General features: G+C 59.1%; 9 protein-coding genes and 5 pseudogenes. 7 read left to right on the top strand and 7 right to left on the bottom strand.

Annotation, left to right across the window (positions count from 1 at the left end; all coding sequences use genetic code 11):
- Positions 1-130 precede the first annotated feature (130 nt).
- The 3 genes from XI08_RS06870 to XI08_RS06880 all read left to right on the top strand — a co-directional run bounded on the left by XI08_RS06870 (position 131) and on the right by XI08_RS06880 (position 3,930).
- Entirely contained in the window at positions 131-421 is a 291-nt protein-coding gene (locus tag XI08_RS06870; RefSeq protein ID WP_271567468.1) for a hypothetical protein, read from the top strand.
- Positions 422-1,372: 951 nt separating this feature from the next.
- On the top strand, positions 1,373-2,671 hold the full coding sequence (locus tag XI08_RS06875; RefSeq protein ID WP_271573862.1) for a glycoside hydrolase family 28 protein: 1,299 nt from the start codon (positions 1,373-1,375) through the stop codon (positions 2,669-2,671).
- 218 nt (positions 2,672-2,889) lie between these two features.
- Positions 2,890-3,930, top strand: a complete 1,041-nt coding sequence (locus XI08_RS06880) for a pectinesterase family protein (RefSeq protein ID WP_271573863.1) — start codon at positions 2,890-2,892, stop codon at positions 3,928-3,930.
- Between the two features lie 751 nt (positions 3,931-4,681).
- On the opposite strand, the gene XI08_RS06885 is transcribed toward XI08_RS06880, so the two are convergent.
- Positions 4,682-6,508, bottom strand: a complete 1,827-nt coding sequence (locus tag XI08_RS06885) for an NEL-type E3 ubiquitin ligase domain-containing protein (RefSeq protein WP_097669967.1) — start codon at positions 6,506-6,508, stop codon at positions 4,682-4,684.
- Positions 6,509-7,416: 908 nt separating this feature from the next.
- Between XI08_RS06885 and nopM the strand changes: the two genes are divergently transcribed.
- Positions 7,417-9,162, top strand: coding sequence for a T3SS effector NEL-type E3 ubiquitin ligase NopM (nopM, locus tag XI08_RS06890; protein ID WP_271573864.1), 1,746 nt, complete (start codon positions 7,417-7,419; stop codon positions 9,160-9,162).
- Positions 9,163-9,468: 306 nt separating this feature from the next.
- On the opposite strand, the gene XI08_RS06895 is transcribed toward nopM, so the two are convergent.
- Both XI08_RS06895 and XI08_RS06900 read right to left on the bottom strand, forming a co-directional pair.
- Entirely contained in the window at positions 9,469-10,056 is a 588-nt protein-coding gene (locus XI08_RS06895) for a GNAT family N-acetyltransferase (RefSeq protein WP_271567471.1), read from the bottom strand.
- A gap of 251 nt (positions 10,057-10,307) precedes the next feature.
- Positions 10,308-10,425 (bottom strand): annotated as a pseudogene (locus XI08_RS06900) (IS6 family transposase); the annotation flags it as partial.
- Here XI08_RS06900 and XI08_RS06905 point away from each other — a divergent pair.
- Positions 10,421-10,870: pseudogene (locus tag XI08_RS06905) on the top strand (IS6 family transposase); the annotation flags it as partial. The pseudogenes XI08_RS06900 and XI08_RS06905 sit on opposite strands and share 5 nt — an antisense overlap.
- A 50-nt stretch (positions 10,871-10,920) precedes the next feature.
- On the opposite strand, the gene XI08_RS06910 reads toward XI08_RS06905, so the two are convergent.
- Together XI08_RS06910 and XI08_RS06915 are read right to left on the bottom strand one after the other, a co-directional pair.
- Complete coding sequence (locus tag XI08_RS06910; RefSeq protein ID WP_271573865.1) at positions 10,921-11,178, bottom strand: WGR domain-containing protein; 258 nt, start codon at positions 11,176-11,178, stop codon at positions 10,921-10,923.
- A gap of 1,469 nt (positions 11,179-12,647) precedes the next feature.
- Positions 12,648-12,767, bottom strand: a pseudogene (locus XI08_RS06915) (TraC family protein); the annotation flags it as partial.
- Positions 12,768-13,476: 709 nt separating this feature from the next.
- On the opposite strand from XI08_RS06915, the pseudogene traG reads away from it, so the two are divergent.
- A pseudogene (traG, locus tag XI08_RS06920) lies at positions 13,477-14,832 on the top strand (IncP-type conjugal transfer protein TraG); the annotation flags it as partial.
- 1,034 nt (positions 14,833-15,866) lie between these two features.
- On the opposite strand, the gene XI08_RS06925 reads toward traG, so the two are convergent.
- The gene (locus XI08_RS06925) at positions 15,867-16,019 is read right to left on the bottom strand and encodes a hypothetical protein (RefSeq protein ID WP_271573866.1); all 153 of its coding nucleotides are present in this window, start codon (positions 16,017-16,019) and stop codon (positions 15,867-15,869) included.
- Positions 16,020-16,668: 649 nt separating this feature from the next.
- On the opposite strand from XI08_RS06925, the gene XI08_RS06930 reads away from it, so the two are divergent.
- Positions 16,669-18,207 (top strand): porin, encoded by a 1,539-nt coding sequence (locus tag XI08_RS06930; RefSeq protein WP_271573867.1) that lies wholly within the window; start codon positions 16,669-16,671, stop codon positions 18,205-18,207.
- A gap of 29 nt (positions 18,208-18,236) precedes the next feature.
- On the opposite strand, the pseudogene XI08_RS06935 reads toward XI08_RS06930, so the two are convergent.
- Positions 18,237-19,019 (bottom strand): annotated as a pseudogene (locus tag XI08_RS06935) (IS5 family transposase).
- Between the last annotated feature and the right edge of the window lie 35 nt (positions 19,020-19,054).

Genomic DNA, 19,054 nt, shown 5'->3' on the forward strand with positions numbered 1-19,054 from the left:
GCCAGCGTAAAGGCGTCCTCAGGACGATCGTTTGGCATCGGATTAGCCCATGGTTCGGGGTGGGGCATCTGCGACATTGCAGAGCCTGCGCTCTTGAAGCTAGGTGTCGGCCTTGCATCGGGGCTTGCAGATGGTCAATGAGCTAATGCAGAACGATTGGGATATTGAGAAAATACTCAGGCAACAGGACGAGCTCAAGGTCAAGCTGCTTCGCGCCCAATCGGTTGTCGCCGAATGTAAGGCAGGATTGGCGGATCTGGAGCGGAGGCTTGAGTGTCGAGCGGTCTCGATCGATGAACGCCAGCGCAACTCTGCGGCAAACAATTCAATACGCAACGCACGGCCGCCTAAATCGCGAAGCCTCGATAATCCTGTTAACCCGGATGCTGCCGTGGCGTTTTCGCCTCGATGGGACCGCTGAAAGCTGCCGCCGCGCACGTTAACGGCGACAGGTTTTGGGACGGACCTGGCGAAGATCTCGAGGCGCATGGTGTTGCGAACCCGGCGGGCGAACTGGACAATTAGGTGCGGCCTTGCCGATAGGCTCGGCTTTTTGGCTGATCGCGGTGCGTCCGCCAGGGATGCGCGCAGAGCAGCACCAGATAGGGGACGTATCGCCGCGTCTTTGGCTAGAGCCTCCTGTTTCGGGGCTGCTCACGTAGATGTCCTGAATCGAGTGTCAAGAGCTCTCCACTTCCAGCCAGTTCGGTCGTCTTGTCCGTCTTTAAGTCGTTGAAATTTCCGATTAGGCGTCCATGGAGGGGGCGCGAGCGGGCGCGTTCAATGACCACGATGGTCCGCTATGGCCGTGGGGCAGGCGACGTGCCGAGGGGTGCTGACCGCGGAAGCCGACCATGTCTCCGGCATCGCATGGATGATGACGGAACTCACTGACTATGTCCCGCAAGCGATCACTCCGGAACAGGGCGGGTAACGGCAGTCATCTAAAAATTCGTGAGACACCAGGAAGAGGGCATCCGGTGCGAATGCGATCCGGTGCCGGCCGTAGCCTCGTCAGCTTCTCGAAAGCTTTCCCGAATACTCACTGCCCACCGATCCTGGACGAGAGGCTGCGTGGACTCACGCGCAATTGTAGTTGCACAAATGAAATCGGGGACCGGTTGGGAGCTCAATCAGTGTGAGCAGGCTGACGTTACGAAGTTGTTGGATTTTCGTACTATCGCAGAACGCTTCATCTTTTTCGCGCATAGGCAAGGTGCTGCTGCGCGATCTCAAGTCCAGGCGTCTACTGCGTCGGATAAATGTCATCTTGTGCGCGCCAGTGACGCGCGCGGCGACTCGATCAAGCCAGCGCTCAATACCAGAAAAGGCACGCGACAATGATGCGCGTGACAAAAGCACGAGCAGGTCAATGACAAAGCGTTTTCGCAACTGGGCCCTATTGTCCATACTCGCCTCCATGGTTGTCGGCCCCGCCGCAAAAGCGCAAGACCGCCGGACTATCGCCGAACCTGTCGCACCTGATACGGTCTGCGATCGCCCTGTGCCTTCCGGCAAGAACGATACAGTTAGCCTACAGGAGGCCATTGAACATTGCCCCGATGGCGCTGCAGTTTATCTCGGGCGCGGCGAGTTTCACTCAGGTCCACTCGAGATGAAATCGGGCGTGACCTTATGGGTCGGACGCGGTGCGACACTGATCGCCATCCCCGAACCTGCCGCTTACGACAAGGGCCTCGGACAATGTGGTCGCATTGCGGAAAAGGGCGACGGTTGCCGGCCATTCATCAGCTTTTCTAAAACGCGCGGCGGCGGTATCTACGGAGAGGGCATCATCGATGGTCAGGGCGGCGCACTGATCGGCGGCGGCGCGGAAACCTGGTGGCAGCTAGCCCGCCGCGCCCAAGCCCAGGGCGGCAATCAGAACGCCCCACGCTTGATCCAGGTCGATCATGCGCAGGATATCACGTTCTCTGGTGTCACCTTGCGCAACGCTGCCAATTTTCATGTCGCGATGAACCGGGTTGAAGGTGCCACGTTTTGGGCCCTCACGATCGATTCGCCGGCGGATGCCCGCAACACCGATGGCATCGATCTTGGCGCCAGTCAGGATGTGACCATCACCCACAGCTGGATCCGTACGGGTGACGACAACGTCGCAATCAAGGCCGGCGACAATGGCTCAAGCAGCCATATCTCGGTCATTGATAATTATTTCGGCTGGGGGCATGGCATGTCGATCGGCAGCGAGGTGAATTCCGGGGCCAGAGACATATTGGTGCGTAATCTGACGCTGGATGGTACGACGTCGGGCCTGCGCATCAAGAGCGATGTTAGTCGAGGCGGTCTGGTCGAGAGCGTGACTTATGAGTACGTGTGCCTGAGGGGCAACCGGTGGCCGCTGGCTTTCGATACAAAATATGATCCGCGCGCTCAAGGCACGAGGATTCCGGTCTATCGGCAAATCGTTCTGCGTCATGTGCATGGCGACACTGGTGTGCTGCTGATGCGCGGCGTAGACGGGCGGCATGCCCTGGACGTGACACTCGAAGATGTCCGATTTGCCAATTCCGCGACTTGGCAACTTGAACATGCGAACGTCACCGCAAATCGCTCTGACGTGTGGCCCCCGCTGCCCGGACGAGCTACACAACCGCTGCTGCGCGGATCGGAGGTATGTTCCAGGGCATTCCGCGACGGCAATCGGTAAGCACTACACCCGGCGCCGAACTCAGGTGGTGAGTTCCGCATCTGGGGCCAAGATTACTGGTGTTGACGAAGGTCGGCCTCACGTCCCGAGTTGGTTGCAATTGGCCGACGGTTTTGCAGGGCCTGAAATGCCAAGGTGACGCAGGTTCTGGTTTGGCGATGAAAATCTCGTGTCGATGCGCAGCGGCTATCCCGCTGAGAAACGAAGTGTAAAATCACATGCGAATTTTTGTGCCGTCTGCTGCGCTTCTGGCCGGCTGCTTCTGCATCCCGGCAGCGTACGCTCAGCCCCTATTGGTGTCGCATGCCGGAAATGCAAACTATCACTCCGTGCAGCAAGCCATCGACGCATTGCCGGCAGAAGGCGGAGATCTCTGGATCGCGGCGGGCATCTATCGCGAGAAGGTCAAAATCACCAAATCCGGTGTTCATCTCGCAGGGACTGGCAACAAGCCGGAGGATACGGTCATTGTGTATGGCGACGGCGCGATCGATGTAGGAGGAACGGCCCGTTCGGCGACGCTGGATGCAGCTGGCGATGACTTTCGGCTCGAGAATCTGACCATTCAGAACGACTACGCCCTCAATCCGGCCAATCCACCCTCGCAGGCGGTAGCGCTGTCCGTTACCGGAGACAGGGACGTCGTTACGCGCGTCCGCCTGCTTGGCGCCCAGGATACGTTGTTTGCCGGCAAGGGACCGAACGGCCGAATGTCACGACAATACTTCTCGAACTGCTACATCGAAGGGCATGTCGATTTCATATTTGGCAACGCCAAGGCCTGGTTCCGTAAATGTGAGTTGCACGGTATCGCCAATCAAGCAGTCATCTATACCGCTCAGGGCAAGGCAGCGCCGGATGAGGACAGTGGCTATGTTTTTGATCATTGCAGGCTAAGTGCCGACCCTGCCGCGCGCTATATCGCGCTTGGCCGCCCCTGGCGTCCCTACGCCACAGTGGTCTTCCTGTCGACAAAGGTAGATGCGCAGGTGATTGCGGAAGGCTGGCGCGAATGGGTTCCGGGCGAGACCAACAAGTTGAGCACCAGCTATTATGCCGAATATAGATCCTTCGGCGTCGGGGCTAACCCCTCAGGCCGCGAGCCTCACTCCCATCAACTGACACATGACGAAGCTGCGAGATGGTCGCTGAGAGAGTTCTTCGGGGGCGCCACAGATTGGCTGCCAACAAACCATCTGGATGGAAGACAGAGCAACGTTCACGGTGAAGGGCTTCGACGGCGATCCTCGGAGGAATGACCGAAGGAGAGCCTGATTGTGATGGAAGTCTTGTGCAGCAACCCAACAGCCGCGGGGGTGCGGCGTGGCAGCGCCGGCTTTTGCTGCATGTTCAGATGAGCTCGTTACGGTCTCGATTGCTCGCTGCGAATTCCTGCAGTTCGTTAGCTTTCTAAACTGACAGCCACGGGCCGTCCGGTGCGACGATCTCATCGGTGGGCTGTCCCCACATGCTCCAGCTCGCAGTTCATCTTGTCCGCTTTGGCGCATCGGCATCGGAAAGCTCCACGGACTGTCACGTCAGCGCCGTCGTCATCGGTCGAGAACGGCTGATTTGCTTGTTTCGGCGCCCTGCGCAGATCTCCGAAGAACGAAGTGGGCTGATGCTTCAGGGCTATCGTTGTCCGGCCGGTGATAGTCAGGCTCCTCGTAGCTCAGCAAGCAGCCGTATCCTCAATTAGCCAATACGCGCGTGCAAGTACGGTGACGTTCTTCCATGCCGACTCTGAAGCCGTACAAACGCATGTATCGGCTCTTCCGTCAATTCGCCCGCATCCATGCGGCCCTCGATAGCAGCCGACGAGATCCCCATGATCGCCAGATTGGCCATCGTCGCTTGGGGAAAACACCCGCTGCATGAGTCGAGCCATGCCGGTTTCTAGATCGGCGCTCCGCGCACTCGCTGCGCATCACGCGAAGGTTCTCGGCCACCAACCGGCGCACGAGAGGGAAACGCAGCGGGAATTAACAGCCTCCTGCAGCAAAGGCGGCTTCACAGGTTGAGGCCGTGATCATTGAACACCTTGTCTCTTAGAGCGCCCTTGATCTCGCGGGCGATTTCCTTGCGGATCCCGGGTCCTAACTCACGCTTGGCATCGTCAACGAGGTCGGATTCAGCGCCGCTTAGGCCCTTGTTGGCGAGCTCTTGCGTCAGCCGGCTGTCGAACTCCTCACCCATTGCATCGATGAGTTGGTCCTGCATCGTAGCATGGTCTTCAGGTGCAATGCGGCGCACCACATCGTCCCAAGGTTGCCAGTCCGTCGCCAAATAGTCGGCGAATTCCGCCGCCTCCTTGTTCCGCACGGATACTTCCGCAATGTCGACGTCAGCGTCGGTGACGTGGGAGACCTCAAAGAAGCGCATGTCCGGCGCGATGTGCTGCAGGCCCAGCCGCTCGCGCAGCTTGGCCTGATAAGCAAGAAAGACCTCAATGGCGTCGATGTCTTCGGTGTTGTAGAGCGAGCCCAGCGAGAGAGCCTTCTCCCGCGCAATCCCCTCCAGCGCGTCCAGGCGGAACATGACGCGCCCCAGATCGACGAGATCGGGAAGCCGTGCCTTGTTGTCATAGACGCCGTTCTCGACGTCTGCGATAAGGCGTGCGGTTTGCATGCCGTTCCAAGTCAAAGTTCTGCGATCCTCACAGCCGTGGTTGGCGTCCAGGGCCAGTTGAAAGTACTGCGCACGCAATTGCGGGTTTTTTGCCGCCTGTCGCAGATCATTGGCCACCGACTGCCGGAATTCTTCATTGCTTGAGTTGACGGAGTCGAACAGCTTGCCGAGAAAAAGCGCGTACTCCCGGGCGCCCGGCTCTTCTGCACTGCTTTGCCAAGCGGCCAGCACCTCTCGATCGCCCTCCTTTGGATTGCCCCTGAGCCAGTCTGCGACCGTTTCAGTGAGAGCATCGGCCTGTCCATCGTCTGTCCCGGACAGTTCACTTTCGTCCTCGCGCGAAAGGTGGACGGCCGGACCGACATAGCCCTCGGCGCTTAAGACTGTATCCAGGTTCGTCAGCACCTGCTCGGGCAGCGGATTTTCAGTCAGAACTATGCTGGTACCAGCGCCCAGCTGCGTCAGCAGGTCCTCGGGCAGACTGGTCAACTGGTTTTCGCTGACATCGAGAAACTGGAGCGAAGCAGGGAGGGTCTCCGGCAGTCCCGTCAATCGGTTTTCGCTGAGGTCGAGAAACTGGAGCGTGGCAGGAAGGACCTCCGGCAGACTCGTCAACTGATTGTGGCCGGCGTGGAGAAACCGCAGCGAAGCAGGGAGGACCTCGGGCAGATTCGGCAACTGATTGTGGCTGAGGTCGAGAAACTGGAGCGCAGCTGGTAGGGCCCCAGGCAAGCTTCTCAGCCGGTTGGAACTCGCGTCGAGGCCTCTGAGCTCGGTCGGAAGCGCGGGCAGGCCGGTCAGCTGATTGCCCCTAACGTCGAGACGCTGGAGCGAAGCAGGAAGGCTATCGGGCAGAGTGGTAAGCCGATTGAAGGGCACATCGAGCACGACGATACCTGTCGGAAGTCTAGGCAGGCTAGTAAGAGACAGCGACTCGAGATCCACTCTTGTGGCCTCACCCCGAGCATTCAGTCGCCTTACCGCCTCTTCACGATCCTCGAGCGGACCCACCTCCGGTTCTGCAGCCCAATGCTCAAGCACCTCGTTCTCGTCTCCCTCCGCATGGGCTGAATCCGCCGAGTTTGCTGCATAGCCTGTTACGACTCCGTCCCACTGCGCCGTAGCCCCGCTTCCCGGGTCCTCTTGTTCGGAGGACCCGGAAGGGATCACATCGCCGCGCTGAATCTGTTCTGCCTGAAAACGATCCATTGAACCTCCTTACGAGACTGAGCAGGCTCAGTCCACGACGATACGTTGTAGGCCTAAGACACTTAGCTTTCGATAAGCTGACAAGAGCTATCGCCGGAAAAGGGGCAACGATGGCATCGAAGCCGGCATATCTGTCGGAGCACTGACTCGATGATGGCTGAGGGCGATTTTTCTTCCGCCTCCACGTTACCGCGGATAACCAAGGCAGGAGCGCCTTAGGCATAGAGCCCAGCGCGGCTGGCGCCTCATCTCAACCGCGGCCAGTGGAGCCTTCGGCCGAGTACGTGGCAACGAAAAGTGGCAGGCGCTCCGAACGCCAAAGCGCTGGCGGTGTCCTATGCCAAGGCAATCCGTGCCAAGCTGGTCTTTGCGAAGCTTGACCGGTTCAACCTCAAACCGGCTTGCTTCGATCACCTCTGGCAACCGAGCGACCTGGGGCTGCAGCGACACTCGTCAACTGATCAAACGTTGGTCAGAGCCTAGATTTCGGCAGGTACCCAATTGACTATCATCGGAACGCGCCACCTCCCCATGCGCCTCGGATTATCTCATCACGACGACCTGCATCGGCGAGAAGTTCATCCTGCCCGCGTTCACCTTCAACTATCGTGTTGTCTGGATGACGAGTCTCCCCACGCGCTGCAGCGACACTCGTCAGCTGATCGACAGGTAGGCCTGCTAAGGGCAGAACGCTGCCACGTTGACAGTCCTCCGGGACTTATCTGGTCAACGAAATGGCAGGAAGCCTCGCAGCAGTATCGATCAGTTTGCCGTGTGCGACCCTGTGCCGGCTCGAGTCGGGCGGGAGCCGCAGCGCACGTGCGCTGGCTCTCGAATGATCATGACAACCCGCCTGCTTCGCGACCTGGAGAAGCGGGGGTATTCTTGTTCTGACGATGGAGAAATTGATGAACACAGGACAGGCACAGTGGAGTGCAGGTTCTTCCTCGGCCGCTTCTGAGGCGGGGGAGCAGGAAAGTTACCTCAGCGGCTTCAGCCGAGCCGTGGCGGATTTGGTCGAAGCCATGACAGGATATCGGACCCCGGCCTCCGCGCGCGCGCAGATCCTGGACAACTGGGTTACCGAAGAGGGGCAGGGCGAAGCCGAGAATCGGCGACAGGGGCGCACACGAATTAGGGGGGCGGACAACACGGGCTCGCACTCGCTGGATTTGTCCTCCCTCTCCCTGACCGCTTTGCCCGCCGCCCTGCCGCCAAGATTGCTGGAACTGCGCGCCAGGCACAACGAGCTAAGCAGCCTGCCCGCCAGCTTCCCACCCGGTCTTCAGCATCTTCTCATTAGCCATAACCGGTTGACCAGTTTGCCGGAAGCTCTTCCGGCGACCCTCTCTCGGCTGGAGGTGGCCGATAACGGCTTGATCAGTCTGCCGGCCAACCTTCCGGCTGGGCTCGAGATCCTGAACGCAAGCGACAACCGACTAACTAGCCTGCCGGACGCGCTCCCGAGCAGGCTCACCTCGCTCGCGGTTAGTGGCAATCAGCTGACCGATCTCCCCAACTCCCTCCCATCGGGGCTCATTGAACTCGATGTCAGCAGCAATCAATTGGCCAACCTCCCTGCCCCCCTTCCGAGCACGCTCCAATCGCTCAATCTCAGCGGTAACCGGCTGACCAGCCTGCCTGAGGATCTTCTTGAGGGACTGGTACCGAATCTTAGTTTCAGCTACCCGCATTTGGAGAACCTCGAGTTCGGGGATAACCCGCTGCCGGACGACGTCCTCGCTAATCTGGCGGCGGCTGAAGCGCCACCGCAGCTTGCGCAGCAATCTCTATATGAGGCTGCCGCGCACTGGCTCGCAGACGACCCGGCGACGCTGGCCGAATGGCAGCACTTTGCGGATGAGCCAGGCGCCCAGGACTACGCGCAGTTCCTGGAGAGGCTACGGGGAACCGTGAATTACGGCAATGACGAGTTTCGGCAGAGAGTGGCTGATGATCTGCGGCAGGCGGCGGCCAATCCGAGATTGCGCGAGCAGTTTTTTGCACAGGCTTCCGAGGCCAACCTGAGCTGCGAGGATCGAGTTACCTTGCACTGGAACGGTATGCAGACCGCGCGCCTCAACGCTGACGTCGAGGACGGCGTCTATGACGATCGTCTTGGCGAACTGATCCAGCGCGGCCGTGTTGCGTTCCGCTTGGAGGCGCTTGACGAGATCGCGCGCGACAGGGTCAACTCGCTCCTCAGCGTCTACCCGGACCTAGACGAGATCGAAGTCTACCTGGCCTATCAACATCGGCTGCGCGAGCCGCTCGAGCTGAGTCACCTCGCCCCTAACATGCAATACCTGGCGGTCTCTCGTGTAAGCGAGGATGATGCGACGGAGGCGCTGGACCTGGTCCGGGCGCGGGAAGCGACCCAATTCACCGACTATATGGCAACCCGCTGGCAACCTTGGGAGACGGTGCTGAGGCGCATCGCACCGGACGAACATGCAGCGATGCAGGACCGGCTCGTCGAAGCCATGGGCGAAGAGTTTCAAAGCCGTCTGGATCGGCGACTGGCCGAACATGGTCTGGTAGGCGACGTCGATGCCGAGCGGGTGCTCGGAGCCCAAGTTCGAAACCAAATCGCAGGCGAGATCAAAGGCGAGGTCATGCACCGGCTGCTCGCAGAGCGCGGCCTAGAACAATGAGACTTCTCAAGAGTCCCGCAGGGATATTTTTCATTGCTCTGTGGGGCTGCCTCAAGATCATCCTGAGCGCTCCGAAGCCGTAGACCAGATGTGTCTCGATCAGCCTGCTGTCTTTCTCATTTAGGCGACCAGGCTTGTCGAACAGCGTCAGCGGAATGGTAGCTTTCCCGACATCATGGAGCATCGCCGCGAGCCCAAGTCGCCCCACTGCTTGCTAGCGAAATCAGCGCCGCCGCAGACAACACGTAAGCAGTGCTGAAAAGCGGCCCTCGTGAGCCAATGCGAACACAGGCTTTGAATTTCGCTTTATTTGGCTGCTCGCAACATTGGCGTGAGCGGCGGCGAAGAACCATGTTGTATTTTGCCAATGACCTCGAAGCCGTGGTTTTGGTAAAAGGGAATGTGCTCGGGATTCGAGCTTTCCAGATAGGCGGTAATGCCCTGCTGATCGCATCGTTGAAGAGCGTATTTCATCAGCAATGTACCAAGTCCTTGCCCGACCCAGTTCGGATCGGCCGCGATGAGAGGCAGGTACCAATGCGGCTCGGGCGGATGATGTTCAGCCATTTCCTGCCGCAGGAGCGCCATATCTCCGGTGATCTCTGGGTTCAGGGACTGCGCCATTAGTTCGTCTAACGCGGACTCGTCTTGCTGCACGCCAGGCGGCAGCCACAGGGCTGCGGCGCGGATTCCTCCCGTGACGTATGCTGTGCCGTGCTCGAACGCTGGTCCACCAGAGGCGTTAACGAACCGAGGCATGCTCCGAAGATATTGGCTTGCGTCAGGCCAACTCCACCGCATCAATGGATCGGCGGCAAAGCCGAGCACAATTGTCCAGACGGTGCTTGTTCGAATGTTTGCATTCGCACATTTAATATCCGACTCCGCGGGCATAATGTGGGTTCCAAAATCTCTCTACCTGTCAGAGTTACGTGGCACGACAAAAAGAAGACGTGGCCGATCAACAGATTCCTGATATCAACCGGCTGGACCTGGGTTCCGCCCGCTGATGGCTATGTTGCTTAACGGCTCAGAGAAGATCCATACTCCGACACCGGCTCGCCGTGCTCAGCTTCCGGCGCGCTTTTGTTTTCATTGGAGCAATCGCTGTGCCATACCGAATGTCGAGCCACGGCATCGTCAACTTAACTGACCGCTGAACTGAAGGAGGCGATTCTCAAAGGTTCGAGAGTCGGCGATAGCGCTTGTCATGGAGATGTCGCGCCAAGTCGAAAAGGCTCGCTCGTGCCAAGCACGCGTGAACTATAAAACTGGGCGCCAGTGGGGACCCAAATTCGGCGTGGCGTTCTCCGATCGGATTCGTCAGCGCGCTGCCGCTCGCCGTGACAAATGGCATCTGGACGAGATCATTATCTCGATCCCGGGCGAACAACATTGGCTCTGGCGCGCTGTCGACCAGAATGGCTTCGTTCCCGACGTCTTGATCCAGCGCCGAAGTGACTCGCGCGGTGCTCAGCGGCTCATGAAGAAGCTCTTGAAATCCGCCGGCACGCCGCCGCGCGTGACGATCACGGACAAGCGTTCGTACGGCGCTGCGGGGCGAAGATGGCCTTTTTACGTTGAACATCGCCAGCACAAAGCTCTCAACAATCGGGCTGAGAATTCTCATCAGCCGACGCCGCGACGCGAGCGTATCATGAAGCGTTTCAAGTCGTCCCCTCCGGCTCAACGGTTTCTGTCAGTTCACGTTCCAGACATCGTAAGTGGATCCGTAATCTCCGGAAAACTGACGAAACCTCAGACTTTCTCCTCAGCAGAGGCATATCCGCGCCTGCGCTTGGTGCGCTCCAGCCGTCCGAATGCTTCGCCCGCTCCCGCGCTGTCCTCGAAGGTTCGCATCAAGACCTGCCCGCTCGTGCCAATCCGGCCCCAGTTGCGGATTAGTGAGACCCCGCCGAACAAGGTCGGCTGGATCGAAAGCAAGTAAAACCGCCGCATGTTGCGGGTGGCTTCGAAGCGGCGAAGGTGAAGTGGCCCGAGGATGAGGTTTGGCATACGTGAATTCTCGCTTCCTGGGAAAGCGAGTCCAGTGCTTTCTATGAATCGATCAGAGCCAAACGATTCATTCTCTCGCCATCAATCGCACCGGGCGGGTGTCTTCGGACTGTGGCGATGATGTGGGGCTCCACGGCCCGATTTGAATCCCACTGTCTCGTGGCAAAACCGAGACCGCAGTCTGAACTGATCGAGAAGCTCATTGAATCGCGTCGGAGCTGGCAGCCTGACCAACCTTATGGGGTGTTGAAGAAGCGCGCGGCCTCTTAAAGGCCGCATTCTCTGTGGTAGGGCAGTATTTGAAAGCGCATATGGCCGCGCGACCTGAGGCGAGAGGAGGATTCCGATTTACGAGGCTAAAGACTATCGCGTGTGCTGCCATCACTTCGTCACTCCGACCGACCGCGCCGTCTACCCGGCGCAGGAGCCCTTACTAACCTACTCTGAGGCCCTCCGGCAGGTGCAGGCCGAGCAGGCCAAGGGCTATATGGTGGCCTGGGTCATCGATCGCACCGGAGCAGGCGCCACCAATGAGATTGGTGGTTCGAATGCATCGGTTCGACGTTGATCGTAAGCGCAGCTCTGCGGCGCTCTGATTGGCGCATGACGTCTGTTTTTGATCAGGGGTTGTACCGGCATGGCTTCCACTTCTCCGACAATGCGTTGACGCTGGCTCAAGCGCCTGCCTATCGTCGAACCGTTTTAGAGCTCTTTCACGCGATCGCAGCCGTGCCGAAAATCGAAGACGCTGCAAAGCCGTTTCCACGCCGTCACAAGAGGAAACTCAACCAGGACTCGCGCTGGTCAGCGTCATCAGAAGTTGCGCACGCTCGACAGGACGATCGAGCCAGCGCGTCGAGGCCTATCCCTGCATAGGTGGACGCGGCGAAGCGGCGGGAAGGCGCTTGGATGGTGCATTGGAAGGCTTGGGATCCGGCAAGGTCCCGATTCGCGCACTGTGCCTCGGCGGCCCAAACACGAGGTGCGCAGAGAGGGGCTGGTTTCAGGCGCCGGCATTTTGGCTGAGACGCGAGCCCGTCAGAGCGTTGCCGCCGCCGCTCTGAAATGATCGTGAAACCTTCCGATCGTGCGAAACTCTTACCTAACCTCACTTGTTCCCCTCGAGACTTTTGGAAGATATCCCAACTGCCGTTCCAGAGCAGCTAAGGTTCGACGGGCGGAATCCAATCTCGCACTCGCCTCGACCAGGTCGGCCCCCGTTTTATCCGACCGCGCAACCGCTGCGGAGCCGGTCTCAAACAGGTTGTTGTTGAGATGCGGTCCGCTTCGTCTCGCAGAGCACGCTCCAAATCGAGCAGCGTGCACGTCAGCGCTCGATGCGCGCACGTGCCCTCTCGTTCCAGGTTTTCCGCCACTTCGAGCGCCGCACGTTAGTGTCGTATCGCTGCAACGACGCTGCTTTCGAGATCGGTGTTGTCGCTCGCTTCGCAGTGGCGGGTTCCTCAATGTCCCATCCCGGCTCTCACTGCGATGCGGCCGATGCGCTCGGCCTCCCGCGTTTCAGCCTGCTTCAGCTGCTCCTGAAGCCGAGCAATTTCATCCCTGATGTGCCGCGAGGGCTTTTTCATTCCGCAAGACCTTTCCTGTCACTTTGCGCGAAGCGCCAGACAGGAAAGCCGGGGCAAGCGCGAAGCGCGACCCGGGTAATTAACGGGGTCGGCGGAGCATTGGGAGATCATCCCGCCGTTCCGAAGGAGCGGCTTCCCAAGGGCGCGATCGCGTTTGTTTGCGCATGAATTCCACTTGCGCTTGCGGAGCTAACGCAAAGCTGGAGATGCGATTGATGCTTAGATCCAACGATGGAGTTGACCCGAGTTCAGTTCGAGTGAGGACGCTCCCTGCAATTCGGCCTCGCGCAGGAGTCTGCGAACTCCGCTGTGGAACTGTTCTTTCGTTGCCAAGCGGCTCTCCCCAGTACTCTGGAGGTCGATAGCGGCGACCACGATAGTGGGACGGCGGTTTGGTGACGTTGGCCTGATTCACTCATAGGGCGACTTGGGGACGATTCCTTGATACGCGCTGTTGGGACAGAAACGACCCTTAGTACAGTTCGGGCCTCTTCCTGATCCTCTCGAATTCCTCGAGCGCTGGCTTGAGCTGCGGCAGAGGGTCGAGGGCAATCTTAAGCTCGAACTTTTCAGCACCATTCCTGAGTGCCTCTGTATTTTGGCTCCATTGCAGGTGCAGTTCGTTGAGCACGCGAACCATGCTGGCGGTAAGGCTACGAAACGAGTCTTTCAGTTCGTAGAAAGCCGAGGGCACTTCGGCGGCGTTCAAGTTCGCGGCGAGAATTTCCAGCTGACCTCGGGTTGGCGCGCCCGCTTTGGACCCGTGCTCCTGTTCGATCCGATCAACCCGGCAAGCGCCGCTTACAATCCGCTGATCGAGATCCGCAAAGGCGACTGCGAAGTACGAGACGCGCAGAGCATCGCCGACATTCTCGTCGACCCCGACGGCGCCCTCGAGCGCCGCAATCACTGGGAAAAGACCAGCCATTTATTAAGCTCGTCGGCGCCATTCTGCATGTGCTCTATGCGGAAGCCGACAAGACGCTAGCCGGCGTCGCCAACTTCCTGTCCGACCCGTCGCGTCCCATCGAGGCGACGCTGAATGCGATGCTGGCGACCCCGCAACTCGGGGATCGCGTTCATCCCGTGGTCGCCTCAGTGGCGCGCGAGCTTCTCAACAAGAGCAAAAATGAACGCTCGGGTGTGCTGTCGACCACGATGAGCTTTTTGGGTCTCTATCGCGATCCCGCCGTTGCCAAAGTCACCGGCCGATGTGACTGGCGCCATCCGCGAGCTCGTGGACGGCGATCGGCCCATCTCGCTCTACCTGGTGGTTCCGCCCTCCGATATCGCCCGCACAAAACCCTTGATGCGGCTCGTGCTCAACCAGATCGGCCGGCGACTGACCGAAAGCCTCGATACCAACCAGCGGCAGCAGCGGCTACTGCTTATGCTCGATGAGTTCGCCGCACTCGGTCGGCTCGACTTCTTTGAGAGCCAGCTTGCCTTTATGGCCGGCTACGGCATTCGGAGCTTTCTAATCACCCAGAGCCTGGACCAGCTCGAACGCGCCTACGGGCCGAACCACGCCATTCTCGACAACTGCCATATCCGGATTGCGTTCTCGACCAACGATGAGCGCACCGCCAAACGAGTGTCGGACGCACTCGGGACTGCGACCGAGATGCGGGCGATGAAGAACTATGCCGGGCATCGACTCTCGCCTTGGCTCGGCCACCTGATGGTGAGCTGGCAAGAGACCTCCCGGCCGCTGCTCACGCCGGGGGAGGTCATGCAGCTCTCGCCCGACGAGGCGATCGTGATGGTCTCAGGCGTGCACCCGGTACGCGCCCGCAAGGTTCGGTACTACGAGGATCCGCAATTCCAAGGCCGGATATTGAAACCCTCGCCCACGGGTCCAGTTGAATCGATAGCACCGCACGATGAGTGGTCGGGCCGCCAGGCGATCCCGCCCTCCGTCGAGCATCTCGCGGCCCTCAAGCATAGAACGCGTGATCCGAATGGCGGAATTCGCCGCGAGCCAGAACTGCCCCAACATGAGGAGGTCGTGGTCAGTGCGCCGCTTGCCGAAGACGAGTTCGATGCGGCTCCAGATGACGCCGATGCTGTGCTGAGCATCTACCTCGATCCCAATGTCTTCGGCAGCCTCGAGGTTCTCGCCAAACGTCATGGCAAGCCCAAGTCGCTGGTCGCCGAAGCTGCGATCTCGTCATTCCTCTCACCGGACGATTCCGACCGGCGGGAGGCAGCCATAGCCAAGCGATTCGACCGTATCGTACGCGTCCTCGAGCGACTCGAACGCAATGACACTGTGACGCTTGAGACGATCGCGCTGTTCATCCGCTTCTGGTTGACGTCCACTCCAGCGTTACCGGAACAAAATAGCCCGGCCGCGCGGGCCAAAGGATCTGAGCGCTACGATCGCTTTGTCGAAGCTCTGGGGCGACGCCTCTCCAGCGGGTCGACGGTGCTTAAGGAGGTGAGCATGGAACCAAGTGATGCAGGGAGTGCTGCGCCAATCACAAGTGATCCCGGCTCACGTTGATCGAGACGCCATTCGTTTCTTTTCCTGCGCCAGAATGCGATCGCCGTCTCCTGTCGCTTGATATCGTTGCGCTGCTGCCTTTCGGTGTCGTCCAATCCACTTGCCAATCCATCGGAGCGCCGACGTTGCAGCGGCAGACAAATTAGGACGGTGATGGGTAGCGTCGTTTCAGTAACTTCAAGAAATTTGCCAGCGCTGGACTTTCGTTGTCTGCTCGCAAGTTCACAGAGAGCCCGATGCGGCATCTCAAATCTCTCTCTAAACGACGTATTCGACAAGTGACGCCCGAAGGTTGCCGCGGGCTGCCTGGAGACATCGAGACGCGGCTCACACCCGAGAAAGGATGTAGCTCTCCGCCGATGAGCTGAGTGCGATCGCCTTGTGATGCGCGCACAACGTCTCTGGCATTCCTCCGCTGAACTAGGCAACCGGCGTTTGCCCGGGCGGCCGCTCCGTCGATGTGTGATCGATCGAAGCTGAACCGAGATGCTGGGCGCGACCGGCTACAAGATATCCGGATCGGTGAGGCCGAGCGGCGCCGGCCAGCGCGGCGATACCGTTACGCGCTGTCACAAGACTCTCGAAGAATTGCACTAAAAGCGTGCCATCAGCTTTGGCGTAAGGAGGCGAAACGCCATGCCGAACTGGTCATGCGTCGTCTCATAAGCCGGCCAAGACGACAAGCTCAAGGCTTCACTTTTGCCACTGTGGACGGGATTGACGAGCGCCTGCTTCAGTTCAAGCACGCTGAAATCGAGGTCGGCGACGGGACGATCTGTTTCAATCGCGAAGCATAATGGTTGATGCGCGGAAGATCGTTCTCATCCTCCGATCGGACCTCACCCTCGACAAACAGCTCGCGGCGGAGGGTCCGACTTGGTTAGACCTGAGCTCGCGGCTCGTTATCCTGCGGTGTTCTCGCGCGCTGGTTTTGGTGCCGAGGTGTGGTCCTCAAGCGGCGAAGGACGTGCGTCTCAGCGTTTGAGCAAGCGGATCACGTGAGGCGTTGAGCGTTGTCAGCGCGAGTACGTACTGGGACGCACGATAAAATGACTACGTGCTTCAACATTCGCGAGCCACAGTTTTCGATCCATTCTCACGGCTTGCAGAGCGGGCATCGCCTCATCCAGCTTATCGGCGGGACGCGTTCCGCCGTCCTTTGCGACCGTTGATAACGCAATTACCAGCTGTTGGCTCAACTCGCGACGACCTCCCGATCGGTAGCGCACTCAGCATTTGGCCGTGAAGTCGCATTTGAATGGCGGCGCGTTCTCACTCTCATCTATCGCCAAATCAGAATAGTCCATCACATTAGTCGATAGTGGTCACTGGGCTGTTGCTTCCCAACGATATTGCCTCGGCCGCACAAATTCTGGCCTAGAGGATAGGGTGGCAATGACTTTCTCAAATACGATCTTTGACTTCTATCGAACGATTAAACAAATCGCGCTGACACCAGCGGTAGGCTTAATCGCATTGAGTCAAGCGCAAGCGGCGGACCTTCCCGTCAAGGCCAAGGCGGTCGAGTACGTGAAGGTTTGCTCGCTGTATGGTGCCGGATTCTATTACATCCCCGGCACTGACACCTGCATCAAGCTGGGTGGCTACCTGCGCGCCGACATGATGTTGGGTACCAACAGCTTCGTGCTGCCCCCACTGTCTGGCGTCGGTGCTGCGCACAATCGTCTAAGCAACTACTACACCGCTCGTGCTCGCCAAGACTTCACAATCGATACGCGCACAGCGACCGAATACGGCATGGTCCGCACCTTCTTCGAGGCGACCTTTAACTGGAAGGCAGGTTCCACCAGTTCCGCCGGAACGGGCGCCACGTCGTATTCGGGTGACGGCGTTGGGCTCGGTTCACTCGGCGTCTACTTAGCCTTCATCCAGTTTGCGGGCTTCACCATGGGGAAGACCGTCTCCCAGTTTAGCTCGCCGTGGACGAACTATCCTGCCAACAGCTTCGATGGCCTCCCGGGTGGTGGCGGCGATGCTACAGGTGTCAACCAGCTGAGCTATACCGCTGACTTGGGTCAGGGTATCACGGCAACAATTTCGGCGCAGGACCCAACTGCTTACTACCAGACAAACATCTGGAACACGACAGGCGCCACGGCTGCCGGTATCGTGACGGGTGCTTATGGGGCGCAGAATTTCGGTGGCAGCCGCGCTCCGGACATCGTCGGCATGGTGCGCGTTGACCAAGCTTGGGGTCTCTTCCAGGCGTCGGTCGCGGCTCACAATAACCATTCGGCGTACTACGGTCCGAATGAAGCCACTGGGTACCCAAGCGATAAGTGGGGCTGGGCTGGTCAGCTAGCGTTGTCGATCAAGAATCTCCCAACTGGCGCTGGTGATACGATCAACTTACAGGGCGCGTATACCAAGGGCGCAACCATGTTCAGCATCCAGGAAAACTTCCCGACCGCGTGGGCAATCTACGGCAGCACCGGTCGCGCTGGTGCCTACCAGAGCATCGGCATTGCTGGCGTTTCGGATGCCATCTACTCCGGCGTGACGGCAGCGACGGGGACGGGTCTTGAGCTGACCACCACATACGGCTTCAATGGCGGTTTCACCCATAACTGGAATCCCAACTGGAATACCGGCTTCTTCGGTGGGTGGGCTGCTATTCGCTACACTGGCGCTGCTAAAGCTCAGATATGCGGCAGCGCAGGCATGGCGGCGCTAGGACTGACGGGTGTCTGCAACCCCGACTTCAACATCGCAGCGGTCGGTACCATCACACGCTGGACGCCGGTGAAAAACCTCACGTTCTCGGCGGAGCTTGGCGCGATTTTCCTCGATCAGAAATACTCTGGCACAATCACGGCGCCGACGGTAGCGGCAGTTGCCAAACCGGCTGCCGTGTATGAACTTAAGAACCAGAGGGCCGTGAGTTTGCTCCTGCGCGCCCAGCGCAATTGGTGAGGTCCTTTCAGTAACACTAGGGTTCAGACTCAATTGAGCCAATATGCGACGAGAGCGGCGAGATGAACAGCGGCCAAAAAATTACGGGCGAGCTTGTCATATCGCGTGGCGATGCGCCGGAAGTCCTTGAGCCTGCAAAAGCAGCGTTCGATGACATTTCGTCCTTTGTAGGCGCGTTTGTTGAAGCGATGGATGACGACACGGTTAGATTTATTGGGGATTACAGGCTTGGCGCCGCGAAGAATGATTTCGCCGCGAAGCTTGTCGCCATCATACCCTTTGTCGGCGAGGAGCACGCTCATGGGTGGCGCGAGCGCCAGGACATCGTGAGCCGCAGTGATATCAGCATCCTGGCCTGGAGTCAGATGCAGGACGACCGGCCGGCAGAGCGGATCGCTCAGCGCATGGATTTTTGTCGTGCGGCCTCCGCGCGAGCGGCCGATTGCTTGATTGTGCTCCCCCCTTTTCCGCCGGAGGCACACCGGTGAGCTTTAATCGAGGTCGAGTCGAGCGACAGTACGACGCCGTCTTCGCCAGGCTTGGCCAGCGCTTCGAAGATTGCGCACCATCGTCCTCGCTTGGCCCAGCGATTGAAGCGATTGTAGATCGTCGTGTAAGGGCCGTATTCACGTGGACAATCACGCCATCGTGCGCCCGATTGCAGCATGTGAATGATGCCGCTGACGATGCGTCGGTCGTCGTCCCGATCCGGCCCCGTCAGTCCCCTCGGCAGGTGCGGTTCGATACGCTCCCATTGCCTGTCGTTCAGCCAAAACAAACCAGCGCGCATTCTCTCGCCCCCGAATCAACACTTAGGCAAGAGAATCACGTGGCGCTATTTAGGTAT

Origin of the sequence: Bradyrhizobium sp. CCBAU 11361 (assembly GCF_028128935.1) — a bacterium.
GTDB lineage: Bacteria > Pseudomonadota > Alphaproteobacteria > Rhizobiales > Xanthobacteraceae > Bradyrhizobium > Bradyrhizobium niftali.